10 protein-coding genes are annotated in these 11948 nt (G+C 71.0%); 2 read left to right on the top strand and 8 right to left on the bottom strand.

Features of this window, described 5'->3' with window-relative positions:
• Nucleotides 1–71 precede the first annotated feature (71 nt).
• Nucleotides 72–1274 carry an amino acid deaminase/aldolase gene (locus RLT59_RS32300; RefSeq protein WP_311306676.1) on the top strand — a complete coding sequence of 401 codons (1203 nt, stop codon included), beginning with the start codon at nt 72–74 and terminating at the stop codon, nt 1272–1274.
• A gap of 13 nt (nt 1275–1287) precedes the next feature.
• Here RLT59_RS32300 and RLT59_RS32295 read toward each other — a convergent pair whose 3' ends face one another.
• The 4 genes from RLT59_RS32295 to RLT59_RS32280 are packed head-to-tail and all read right to left on the bottom strand — an operon-like array spanning nt 1288 to nt 5794.
• On the bottom strand, nt 1288–2223 hold the full coding sequence (locus RLT59_RS32295) for a DUF2510 domain-containing protein (protein WP_311306675.1): 936 nt from the start codon (nt 2221–2223) through the stop codon (nt 1288–1290).
• Nucleotides 2224–2258: 35 nt separating this feature from the next.
• The gene (locus RLT59_RS32290) at nt 2259–3047 is read right to left on the bottom strand and encodes a 3-oxoacyl-ACP reductase (RefSeq protein WP_311306674.1); all 789 of its coding nucleotides are present in this window, start codon (nt 3045–3047) and stop codon (nt 2259–2261) included.
• A 6-nt stretch (nt 3048–3053) separates the two neighbouring features.
• Nucleotides 3054–4418, bottom strand: coding sequence for an aldehyde dehydrogenase family protein (locus RLT59_RS32285; RefSeq protein WP_311306673.1), 1365 nt, complete (start codon nt 4416–4418; stop codon nt 3054–3056).
• Between the two features lie 8 nt (nt 4419–4426).
• The gene (locus RLT59_RS32280; protein ID WP_311306672.1) at nt 4427–5794 is read right to left on the bottom strand and encodes a glutamine synthetase family protein; all 1368 of its coding nucleotides are present in this window, start codon (nt 5792–5794) and stop codon (nt 4427–4429) included.
• Nucleotides 5795–5924: 130 nt separating this feature from the next.
• On the opposite strand from RLT59_RS32280, the gene RLT59_RS32275 reads away from it, so the two are divergent.
• The gene (locus RLT59_RS32275) at nt 5925–6638 is read left to right on the top strand and encodes a gamma-glutamyl-gamma-aminobutyrate hydrolase family protein (RefSeq protein ID WP_311306671.1); all 714 of its coding nucleotides are present in this window, start codon (nt 5925–5927) and stop codon (nt 6636–6638) included.
• Nucleotides 6639–6717: 79 nt separating this feature from the next.
• On the opposite strand, the gene RLT59_RS32270 is transcribed toward RLT59_RS32275, so the two are convergent.
• The 4 genes from RLT59_RS32270 to RLT59_RS32255 form a co-directional block, all read right to left on the bottom strand.
• A complete protein-coding gene (locus tag RLT59_RS32270; RefSeq protein ID WP_311306670.1) occupies nt 6718–7425 on the bottom strand; it encodes a helical backbone metal receptor in 708 nt (235 codons plus the stop codon).
• Nucleotides 7426–7466: 41 nt separating this feature from the next.
• Nucleotides 7467–8018 (bottom strand): helix-turn-helix domain-containing protein, encoded by a 552-nt coding sequence (locus RLT59_RS32265; RefSeq protein WP_311306669.1) that lies wholly within the window; start codon nt 8016–8018, stop codon nt 7467–7469.
• A gap of 167 nt (nt 8019–8185) precedes the next feature.
• Nucleotides 8186–10825 (bottom strand): ABC transporter permease/substrate binding protein, encoded by a 2640-nt coding sequence (locus RLT59_RS32260; RefSeq protein ID WP_311306668.1) that lies wholly within the window; start codon nt 10823–10825, stop codon nt 8186–8188.
• Entirely contained in the window at nt 10818–11942 is a 1125-nt protein-coding gene (locus RLT59_RS32255) for a quaternary amine ABC transporter ATP-binding protein (RefSeq protein WP_399126474.1), read from the bottom strand. Before RLT59_RS32255 ends, RLT59_RS32260 begins: the two co-directional genes overlap by 8 nt.
• Nucleotides 11943–11948 lie beyond the last annotated feature (6 nt).

The raw sequence follows: 11948 nt of genomic DNA, 5'->3' as shown, positions 1-11948 counted from the left end.
GCCGGGCGCCGGACCGATCTGCGCAGATCATCCCCCTACCCAGCGGTACAGGTGTCTGGCAAGCTGCGGCCATGACTGCCCGCGCCGCTGACCGGACCCGCTACAACCGGGCCACCGCCCATCTCGATGCCCCGATCGCCGTTGTCGATCTGGAGGCCTTCGACGCCAACGCCGACGACCTGGTACGCCGTGCGGCCGGGAAGCCGGTCCGGGTGGCGAGCAAGTCGGTGCGCTGCCGTGCCCTGCTGGAGCGGGTGCTCGCGCGGCCCGGCTTCGCCGGGATCATGTCGTTCACGCTGGCCGAGTCGCTGTGGCTGGCCCGTGCCGGGTTCGAGGACGTGCTGCTGGCCTATCCGTCGGCCGACCGGCCGGCGTTCGCGGAGCTCGCCTCCGACCCGAAGCTGGCCGCGGCCGTGACGGTGATGGTGGACGACCACGCTCAGCTGGAGCTGATCGACGCGGCGCGTGCCGGGGGCGGCGAGGAGATCCGGGTCTGTCTGGAGCTGGACACCTCGCTGCGGATGCTCGGCGGCCGGGTCAGGATCGGGGCGCTCCGCTCACCCCTGCGCTCCCCCGCCCAACTGGCCGAGCTGGCCCGGTCCGTGGCCCGCAGGCCCGGTTTCCGGCTGGTGGGGCTGATGGCGTACGAGGGCCATATCGCCGGGGTCGGTGACTCGGTCGCGGGTCGGCCGCTGCGGTCCCGGGCGATCCGGCTGATGCAGGCCTCCGCCCGCCGGGAGCTGGCGGTCAGGCGGGCCGAGGTGGTGCGGGCGGTACGGGCCGTCGCGCCGGACCTGGAGTTCGTGAACGGCGGCGGCACCGGCAGTGTGCAGCACACCGCCGCGGAGCACGCGGTGACGGAGATCGCGGCCGGTTCCGGGCTTTACGTGCCTCGGCTGTTCGACAACTACACCTCGTTCACGGCCCGTCCGGCGGCCCTGTTCGCCCAGCCGGTGGTGCGCAGGCCCGGGGTGGGCGTGGTGACGGTGCTCGGTGGCGGTTACCCGGCGTCGGGTGCGGCCGGTCCGGACCGGCTGCCGGTCCCGTACCTGCCGGAGGGGCTGCGTTACGACCCGCAGGAGGGGCCGGGCGAGGTGCAGACCCCGCTGCTCGGCGCCCCGGCCGACGATCTGCTGATCGGTGACAAGGTGTGGTTCCGGCATGCCAAGGCCGGTGAACTGTGCGAGCGGTTCGACGAGTTGCAGCTGATCGAGGAGGACCGGATCACGGCGACCGTGCCGACGTACCGGGGCGAGGGCCGCACCTTCCTCTGAGCCCGGGGCGGCGTCAGGGGGCCACGGAGCTGCCGACGCCGCCGTTCGTCGCGCTGTCACCGATCGGCCGGATGCCCTTGGTCAGGGTGTCCATGAGGGAGAGCGGGGGCCCGTCGGGGCCGGCGTCGAAGGCGTAGCGCACGACGACGAGCGACTCGCTGCCGACGCTCGACGGGAAGACGAGCGACTGCACGTAGCCGCCGGGGCCCTTCCTGGTGACGACCTTCCAGCGCACCTCGTAGCCGGTGCGTCCCGCCACGCTCACCGAGGCGGCGGCGAGCTGCTTGTGGGACGTGATGCCGCCGTGGACACGGGTGCCGACGGCGTTCTCCTGGTACGCGGCATCCGCCGCGTCGGCTATGTCGTCCCTGGCGAGCTTCTCCGCGGTGTCGCCGGCGTTGGGCGTCCGCGTGGTCACCGTGCCGTGGTAGCAGAAGTCCCCGGAGCTGCCGGGGCAGCTGTAGGAGCGGGCGGTGCGCATCGTGAGCACCTCATCCAAGGCGCTTTCCGGCTTCTCCCAGCCGTCGGGGATCGGCAGGGTGATGCCGTTGAGCTGGTCCACGAGCACGGCCGGGTCGCCGGTGTCGGCCGGGGCGTCCGGCGAGGGGCTGTCGCCGGGGCCGTCGTGAGTGGCGGTGTCCGCGGGCGGGGTGCTGCTCGGCCGGGCCACCGGCGGCGTTCCGGCGTCGTCCCTGCCGAGCAGCACCGCTCCGGTCACGGCCGCGCCGACGACGACCGCACCGGCCACCACCATGGCGACGATCCGGCCGCTTCCGCCGCCGCTCCCCCGGCCTGGCCCGGCGGGGGAAGCGGGCTGCGCGGGGACGTACGGCTGCGGCGCGGCGGCGTACGGGCGGGTGTGGGCGGTCCACGCCGCACCGTCCCACCACCGCTCGTGGCCCGGTGCGGCCGTGTCCGGATACCAGCCGGGCGGTGTCGCGTTGCTCATCGCCCCACTCTAGGTTCCGGATGTGACAGGCGACCCTAGAGAGGCGTGACGTAGGCGCCGGAGATGCCGCCGTCGACGAGGAAGTCCGTGGCGTTGACGAAGGAGGAGTCGTCGCTCGCCAGGAAGGCGACGGCGGCCGCGATCTCGGTCGCCTCCGCGAACCGGCCGAGCGGGATGTGCACCAGTCGGCGGGCGGCGCGCTCCGGGTCCTTGGCGAACAGTTCCCGGAGCAGCGGGGTGTTGACCGGTCCCGGGCACAGCGCGTTGACCCGGATGCCCTCGCGGGCGAACTGGACGCCCAGTTCACGGGACATCGCGAGCACCCCGCCCTTGGACGCGGTGTAGGAGATCTGCGAGGTGGCGGCGCCCATCCTGGCGACGAACGAGGCGGTGTTGATGATCGAGCCCCGCCCCTGGCGCCGCATGTAGGGCAGGGCCGCCTTGCAGCAGAGGTAGACGGAGGTGAGGTTGACGTCCTGGACGCGTTTCCAGGCCTCCAGGCCCGTGGTGAGGATGGAGTCGTCGTCGGGCGGCGAGATGCCGGCGTTGTTGAAGGCGATGTCGACGGAGCCGTAGGTGTCGTCGGCCGCCGCGAACAGCGCCTCGACCTGTCCGGGGTCTGTGACGTCGACCCTTACGAAGGTGCCGCCGACCGCTTCGGCGGCCGCCTTGCCCGCGCTCTCGTCGATGTCGCCGCAGACCACGTGCGCGCCCTCGGAGGCGAGCCGGTGGGCGGTGGCGAGGCCGATGCCGCTGCCGGCGCCGGTGATGACGGCGGTGCGGCCGACGAGGCGGCGGCAGATGTTCCCGTTGTCCGTGGTCATACCGGTTCAGGCCTCCGTGCTGAGGAAGACGTTCTTGGTTTCGGTGAAGGCGGTGAGGGCGTCGGGCCCGAGTTCACGGCCGAGGCCGGACTGCTTGAACCCGCCGAACGGGGTCCAGTAGCGGACCGCGGAGTGGGAGTTGACGGAGAGGTTCCCCGCCCGGACGGCCTGCGAGACGCGCAGCGCGCGCCCCACGTCCCGCGTCCAGAGGGAGCCCGCGAGGCCGTAGCGCGTCGCGTTGGCGAGCCGGACGGCGTCCGCCTCGTCGTCGAAGGGCAGCACGACCGCGACCGGACCGAACACCTCCTCCGTGGCGACGGGCGAGTCGGCGGACGCGTCGGTGAGGACGGTCGGCGGGAACCAGAAGCCGGCGCCCCCGGGCGCGCTGCCCCGGATGGCGGCCGCGCCCTCGGGGACGAAGCCGCGCACCCGGTCCAGCTGGGTGCGTGAGATGAGCGGGCCCATCTGCGTCTTCTCGTCGGACGGGTCGCCCACGACGACGGCGGCGACGGCCGGGGCGAGCAGCTCCAGGAACCGGTCGTACGCGGAGCGCTGGACCAGGATCCGGGTGCGGGCGCAGCAGTCCTGGCCCGCGTTGTCCAGGAAGGACATGGGGGCGGCGGCCGCGGCGGCTTCGAGGTCGGCGTCGGCGAAGACGATGTTGGCGCTCTTGCCGCCGAGTTCGAGGGTGATCCGCTTCACGTGCTCGGCGCACTTGGCCATGATCCGCTTGCCGACCCGGGTGGAGCCGGTGAAGACGATCTTCGCGACGTCCGGGTGCTCGACCAGGGCGTTGCCCGCTTCGTCGCCCGCGCCGGGCAGCACCTGGAAGAGGTGTTCCGGCAGTCCGGCCTCCAGGGCGAGAGCGGCGAGCCGGAGCGCGGTCAGCGGGGTGGTCTCGGCGGGTTTGAGGACGACGGCGTTGCCCGCCGCGAGGGCGGGGGCCAGGCCCCAGGCGGCGATCGGCATGGGGAAGTTCCAGGGTGCGATCACGCCGATGACGCCGAGGGGTTCGAGCAGGGTGATGTCGATGCCGCCGGGTACGGGGATCTGATGGCCGTTGAGCCGTTCCACTCCCCCGGCGGCGTAGTCGAGGAGATCGCGGACGTTGCCGGCCTCCCAGCGGGCGTTGCCGATGGTGTGGCCCGCCTCGCGGACCTCCAGCCGGGCCAGCTCCTCGGTCCGGCCGTCCACGGCGGCGGCGAACCGGCGCAGCAGCCGGGCCCGGTCGGCGGGGGCGAGCGCGGCCCAGGTCCGCTGGGCGGCCGCGGCGCGGGTGACGGCGGCGTCCACCCCGGCCGCGGTAATGGCCGGTACGGTGGCGACGATCTCCTCCGTCGCCGGGTTCAGTACCTGGTGCTCACGGGTCAAGGAAGTCCTCACAGACGTTCGAAGGAGCGCTTGATCTCCCAGTCGGTCACCGCCGCGTCGAAGGCTTCGAGCTCGACGCGGGCCATGTTGGCGTAGTGCGCGACGACCTCGGCGCCGAAGGCGGCTTCGGCGATCTCGCTGTGCTCCCAGCGCCCGGCGGCCTCGCGCAGGCTGGTGGGGACGTGGTCGTATTCGGCGGTGTAGGCGTTTCCGGCGCAGGGCTCGGGGAGTTCGAGCCCGTGCTCGATCCCGTACAGGCCGGCGGCGACGAGTCCGGCGACGGCGAGGTAGGGGTTGACGTCGCCGCCGGGGAGCCGGTTCTCGAAGCGCAGCGACCGGCCGTGCCCGACGACCCGCAGCGCACAGGTGCGGTTGTCGGCGCCCCAGGCGACGGCGGTCGGGGCGAAGGAGCCGGGCTGGAACCGCTTGTAGGAGTTGATGTTCGGTGCGTAGAGGAGCGAGAAGTCGCGCAGCGCCGCGAGCTGCCCGGCGAGGAAGTGCCGCATCACCGGGGACATGGCGCCGTCCCCGTCCGCCATGACGCTGCGGCCGGGCTCCTCTGTGGAGCGGAGCGAGAGGTGGATGTGGCAGGAGTTGCCCTCGCGCTCGTTGAACTTGGCCATGAAGGTGAGCGCGACGCCCTCCTGGGCGGCGATCTCCTTGGCGCCGGTCTTGTAGACGGCGTGCTGGTCGCAGGTGACCAGGGCCTCGTCGTAACGGAACACGATCTCGTGCTGGCCGGGGTTGCACTCGCCCTTGGCGGATTCGACGGTGAGGCCGGCGCCCGCCATCTCGTTGCGGATGCGGCGCAGCAGGGGTTCGACGCGGCCGGTGCCGAGGACGGAGTAGTCGACGTTGTACTGGTTGACCGGGGTCAGGTCGCGGTAGCCGCGGTCCCAGGCCTGTTCGTAGGTGTCCTTGAAGACGATGAATTCGAGTTCGGTGCCCACGTGGGCGGTGTAGCCGTGCCCGGCGAGGCGGTCCAGCTGGCGGCGCAGGATCTGGCGGGGCGCGGCGGCGACGGGGGCGCCGTCGCTCCACGCGAGGTCGGCGGTGACCATCGCGGTGCTCTCGTTCCAGGGCACCCGGCGCAGCGTGGTGAGGTCGGGGAGCATGGCGAAGTCGCCGTAGCCGCGTTCCCAGGACGACATGGCGTAGCCGGCCACGGTGTTCATGTCGGTGTCGACGGCGAGCAGGTAGTCGCAGCCCTCCGTGCCGTGCGGCACCACCTCTTCGAGGAAGAAGCCGGCGGCGAAGCGCTTTCCCTGGAGCCGTCCCTGCATGTCGGGGAAGGCCAGGACCACGGTGTCGATCTCGCCGCTGTCGACGAAGACGCGGAGTTCCTCGACGGCGAGCGGGGCTGTTCGGTCGGACACGGATGGATCCTCTCCTCGCGGGCCGACAGATGATCCGGATCTTTGGACAGCTGATCCAAATCTATGGGCAGAGCAAGGGATTTGGATACGGTGCCGATGCGTTCCGCGTGCCGTGCGAGAGGGAGATCCGATGAACAGCCCGCTGATCGGGGTCAGTACATATCTGGTGGACTCGGCACGCTGGGGTCTCTGGGACCTGCCCGCCACCCTGCTGCCCACCGGTTACAGCCGGCTGGTCCGGGAGGCGGGCGGCCTGGCCGTGCTGCTGCCGCCGGACTCCCCGGAGGCGGCCGCGTCGGTGGTGGCGCGGCTGGACGCGGTGGTGGTCGCGGGCGGTCCGGACGTGGACCCGGCGCGGTACGGGGCCGGGCGTGATCCGCGGACCGGTCCGCCCGCGCCGGAGCGGGACGGCTGGGAGGCGGCGCTGATCGGGGCGGCGCTGGAGTCCGGTACCCCGCTGCTCGGCATCTGCCGGGGGATGCAGCTCCTCAACGTCGCCCTCGGCGGGACGCTGACGCAGCATCTGGACGGCCACGCGGGCCCCGAGGGGACGACCGGCGTGTTCGGCTCCCATACGGTGACGCCGGTGCCGGGGACCAGGTACGCCTCCGTGGTGCCCGGCGACTGCGCCGTGCCCACCTACCACCACCAGGCGGTGGACCGGCTCGGCGCGGGCCTGGTGGCCTGCGCGCACGCGGCGGACGGCACGGTGGAGGCGGTCGAACGGCCGGGCCCAGGCTGGGTGCTCGGGGTGCAGTGGCATCCGGAGATGGGCGACGACGTACGGGTGATGGCGGCGCTGGTGGCGGCGGCGCGGCGGACCCCGCTTCCTGCCCCGGCCTGACAACCCGATACAGGCCCTAGCCGAGGACACCGGAGGCGGGCGGTGCGGTGAAGATCATCCGCGTATCCTTCCCGGCCGTTCAGCCCAGCGCCGCCCGCAGCGCCGCGGGCGCCCGGACCAGTGACGGTCCGTACCAGGTGAGGTACCGCCCGTCGACGAGTGCGGCGGGCAGCGCGGGGAAGGCCTCTGGCCCGTCGGCGGCGGTGAACCGGTACGGCTCGTCGGGCAGCACCACCAGGTCCGCGCCGGCCGCGTTCAGCTCGTCGAGCGGGATCCGGGGGTAGCGCTCGGCGTGGTCCGTGTAGACGTTGCGCACGCCGAGCCGGGCCAGCAGGTCACCGGCGAAGGTGTCGCGGCCCAGGACCATCCAGGGCCTGCGCCAGACGGGGACGACGGCGCGGCGCGGGGCGGACGGCGGTTCCAGTGCCGCCCAGGCGGCCTCGGCCTCGTCCAGCCAGCGGGGTCTCGGCAGTCCACAGGCCCCGGTCAGCAGCCGGTCCAGCTCCGCGAACGCGTCGTCGAGCGTGCGGACGGTGGTGAGGAGCACCTCGGTCCCGGCGTCCCGCAGCGCGGCCAGGTCGGGTTCCCGGTTCTCCTCCTCGTTGGCCACGACGAGATCGGGGCGCAGGGCGAGGATCGCGGCCACGTCGGGGGTCTTGGTGCCCCCGATGCGGGCGGCGGCCAGTCCGGCGGGGTGGGTGCACCAGTCGGTGGCGCCGACGAGCAGCCCGGGGCCGCTCTCGGCGACGGCCTCGGTGAGCGAGGGGACGAGGGAGACGACCCGCACGGCTGTTACCTCCTCACGGCCGGCCCTTTGGGTCCCGCGCCTCAGCGGCGCGGGTCGAACGTCGCGTCGATGTGCTCGGCCACCGCGACGAACAGCAGCCGGGTGCCGGGGACCGTGGCCCGCCAGCGGTGGCGCACTCCCCCGGACAGGAACAGCGTGTCGCCGCGCTCCAGCCGGTACGCCTGGCCCTCCGCCTCCACCTCCGCGGCGCCCTCCGCCACGTACAGCACCTCGTCGTTGCGGTGCTGGAACTCGCGCCCGAGGTCCAGCTCACCGGTGAATTCGAGGGCGCTGAGCTGGTGGCGTCCGCGCACCACCCGGCGTACCCCGTCCCCGTCCTGTGGCGTACCGCGCACGACGTCGACGGCGCGCGCCGAGTCGGCGGCGGCCCGCAGCCGCGCGGTGGTGGTCTCCAGCGCGTCCGCGACCCGGTCCAGGGACCGGGCGCTGGGTCTGGCCCGTTCGTTCTCGATCTGGCTGAGGAACGGTACGGACAGGCCACTGCGCGTCGCGACCGCGGCCAGCGTGAGCCCCAGGGACCTGCGCTGCCGTCGGACCGCCGCGCCCACCCGGAGTGTTTCCTTCTCGTCCATGTCCGGCTCCCTCCCGACCCCATCCTTCCGGCTGCCAGCACCTTACGCACACCGTTACGCGAGGACGGCCGGTAATTGAGACGTCCGGACAGCCCGAAAGGGGTGGTCACCGCCGTCGGCGGTGACCACCCCTTTCTGTGCCGGGCCCCTGGCGGGGCACGACGGGGTTACTGCTGAGGTGCCATCTTGTCCGCGATGCCCGGATTATCGTCCATCCAGGCCTGCACGGCTTCTTCCTCGTGTCCCGTACCGCGCTTCTGGATCTCGTTCTCCAGGCCGCCGAGCTGGTCCTCGCTCAGCTTGAAGTTCTTGAACCACTTGGTGAGCTGCGGGTAGTTCTTCGGGAAGTCCTTGGATGCGATGGTGTGCAACCGGTCGCCCTCACCGAAGGCCTTCTTCGGGTCCTGGAGCTTGGTCATCTTGTACTCGTTGTAGGCCCAGTGCGGGGTCCACAGGAGTACGGCGATGGGCTCCTTCTTGGCGTACGCGCGCTTCAGCTCGGCGAGCATGCCGGGCGTCGAGGAGTCGACGACCTCGTACTCCTTGTCGAGGCCGTACTTCGGCAGCACGTTCTTCTTGAGGTTCTCCATCGTGGCCGTGCCCGGCTCGATGCCGACGATCCGGCCCTTGAACTCGTCGCTCTTGCCCTTGAGGTCCGCCAGGGTCTTGACGTCCTTGACGTAGCTGGGCACCGCGACCTCGATCGAGGTGGGGCCGTACCACGAGCCGACGTCCGTCAGCTTGGAGCCGTACTTGTCCCAGTAGTTCTTCTGGGTGTACGGCAGCCAGCCGTCGAACTGCACGTCGAGCTGGCCGCGGGACATCGCGGTGTACATCGGGCCGACCTCGAACTGCTTCAGGTTGATCTTGTAACCGCGGTCCTCCAGGACGGCCTTCCACAGGTACGTGGCGGCGATGTCCTCCTCCCACGGGAACCAGGCCATCTCGACGGCGCGCTCGCGCTCGTCCTTGCCGTTGGCGCCCTTGGAGGTCTTGGCCGCGGCGACCGGGGCCGCCTTGTCGACGAAGCCCGGGTTGGCCTTGAGCCAGGTGCGGACGGCCTCCTGCTCCTTGCCGGATCCGCTCTTCTGGATCTGCGCCTCAAGACTGGTGAGCTGGTCCTCGGTCATCTTGAAGTTCTTCAGCCACTTGCCGACCTCGGGGTTCTCGTCGGAGAAGCCCTTGCGGCTCAGCGTGTGGATGCCGTCGCCCTTGCCCCAGAGGTTCTTGGTGTCCTTGAGCTTGGTCAGGTCGTACTGGTTGTACGCCCAGTGCGGCGACCAGAGCGGAACCACGATGGGCTCCTTCTTGGCGTACGCGCGCTTCAGCTCGGCCAGCATGGACGGCGTGGAGCCGTCGACGACCTTGTACTCCTTGTCCAGGCCGTAGCCCGGCAGGATCTTGTCCTTGAGCAGGCCCGTCTCACCGGCGCTCGGCTCGATGCCCACGACGCGGCCCTTGAACTTCGAGCCCTTGCCCTTGAGGTCGTCCAGGGTCTTGACGTCCTTCACGTACGAAGGGACGGCCAGTTCCAGCGTGGTGGGTCCGAACCAGGAGCCCATGTCGTCCAGGCGGTCCTTGTACTTCTTCCAGTACGCGGCGTGGGTGACCGGCAGCCAGGAGTCGGTCTCGAAGTCGATCTGACCGTTGGCCATACCGGTGTACAGCGCGCCGGCCTCGTACTGCTTGGCGTCGACCTTGAAGCCGCGCTGCTCCAGCAGCTCCTTCCAGAGGAAGGTGGAGGCGATGCCCTCGTCCCACGGGATGTAACCCATGCTGACCGTCTTGCCGGCGCCGACGTTCTTCGGGTCGGACTTCGCGGTGTTGTCCGAGTCCGAGGAGCCGCCGAACAGGCTCATGCTTCCGGCGACGAGCGCGAGGACGACGATGCCGGCCACGGCGACGACGGGCTGCGGACGGTAGTTCCACACCTTCAGTCCGCCGGCCGCGGCCTGCGCCTTGGCGAGCGCGCGGCGGGCCAGCGGGGAGACCTCGCGGCCCAGGGCGCTGGTCATCCGGTCCAGGTACATCGCCAGGATGACGATGGAGATACCGGCCTCGAAGCCGAGGCCGACGTCGACGTTGCCGATGGCGCGGTAGACGGAGCCACCGAGGCCGCCGCCGCCGACCATGCCGGCGATGACCACCATGGACAGGCCCAGCATGATGACCTGGTTGATGCCCGCCATGATCGTGGGCAGTGCGAGCGGCAGCTGCACCCGCAGCAGGGTGTTGCGCGAGGTGGTGCCGAAGGCCTCCGCCGCCTCGACGAGCTCACCGTCGACCTGCCGGATGCCCAGCTCGGTCATCCGGACGCCCGGGGGCAGCGCGAAGATGATGGTGGCGATGATGCCGGGGACGACACCGACGCCGAAGAAGATGACGCCGGGGATCAGGTAGACCATGGCGGGCATGGTCTGCATGAAGTCGAGGACCGGCCGGGTCACCGCGCTGACGGTCTTGGAGCGGGACGCCCAGATACCGAGCGGAACGGCCAGCACCAGCGTCACGATGGTCGCGACGAGTACCAGGGTGAGCGTGTCCATCGCCTCGTCCCACAACTCGACCGAGTCGATGAGGGCGAAGCCGACGAACGCGAGCACACCGGCGAGCAGACCGCGCAGCCACCAGGCGATGACGGCGACGATGCCCGCGAAGAGCAGGGGTGCGGGGGCGGAGAGCACGGCGGCTATGCCGTCGAACATGCCGCTGACTATGGAGCTGATGGCGTCGAAGAGCCAGGCCAGATGGGTCTGGAGCCAGTCGACGGCGGAGTCGACCCAGTCGCCGAGGTGGAGCCTAAACACTGGCCACCTTCTTCAGCGAGGCCGCGGCGTCCTGGGGAGCCTCGGCAGGGGTCATCGGCTCACCGAGTACGGCGAGCAGCCGGGCACGGGGCACGACGCCGACGAGCTTGCCCTTGTCGTCGGTCACGGCGACCGCGACGGCGCTCTGCGAACAGGGCGTGAACAGCTCGATGATCGGGGTGGACTCCGTGACGGTGGCCGGGGCCTCCCGCAGGACATCCTCGGGGGTGCGCAGTTCCTTGCCCGCGTCGGTCTTGGTGCCGATGACGGTGTCCGGCTCCGCCATGATCGCGCCCGCGGTCAGCACCCGGGAGCGGTCCACGTCCTGGGTGAAGGAGGCGACGTAGTCGTTGGCCGGGGTGACGAGGATGTCCTCGGCGCTGCCGAGCTGGACTATCTCCCCGTCGCGCATCACGGCGATACGGTCACCGAGGCGCATGGCCTCGTTGAGGTCGTGGGTGATGAAGACGATGGTCTTCTTCAGCCGCTTCTGCAGTTCCAGGAGCTGGTCCTGCATATCGCGGCGGATCAGCGGGTCGAGTGCGCTGAAGGACTCGTCCATGAGGAGCAGGTCGGCGTCGGTGGCCAGCGCGCGGGCCAGGCCGACGCGCTGCTGCATACCGCCGGACAGCTCGTCGGGCCAGGAGTTCTCCCAGCCCGCCAGGCCGGTCATCTCCAGGGCCTCGGCCGCGCGCCGGTTGCGCTCGTCACGCGGGACGCCCTGTACCTCCAGGCCGTAGCCGGCGTTCTCCAGCACGCTGCGGTGGGGGAAGAGGGCGAAGTGCTGGAACACCATGCTGATCTTGGTGGACCGGACGTGGCGCAGTTCGGCGGGGGTCAGGGCGGTCAGGTCCTGGCCGTCGAACAGCACCTTCCCCGCGGTGGGCTCCAGCAGCCCGTTGAGCATCCGCAGCAAGGTGGACTTGCCGGACCCGGACAGACCCATCACGACGAAGATCTGTCCCGGCTCCACGGTGAACGATGCGTCGATCACCGCTGCGGTCGTTCCCTCGGCGCGCAGCTCTTCACGGCTGGAGCCGCCTTCGAGTCTCTGCACGGCTTGATCGGGTCGTCTGCCGAAGACCTTGTACAAGTGTTCGGCTTGCAGCCTTGACACATACAC

Origin of the sequence: Streptomyces sp. ITFR-6 (genome assembly GCF_031844725.1) — a bacterium.
GTDB lineage: Bacteria > Actinomycetota > Actinomycetes > Streptomycetales > Streptomycetaceae > Streptomyces.
This window is presented reverse-complemented; position numbering and strand designations above follow the sequence as displayed.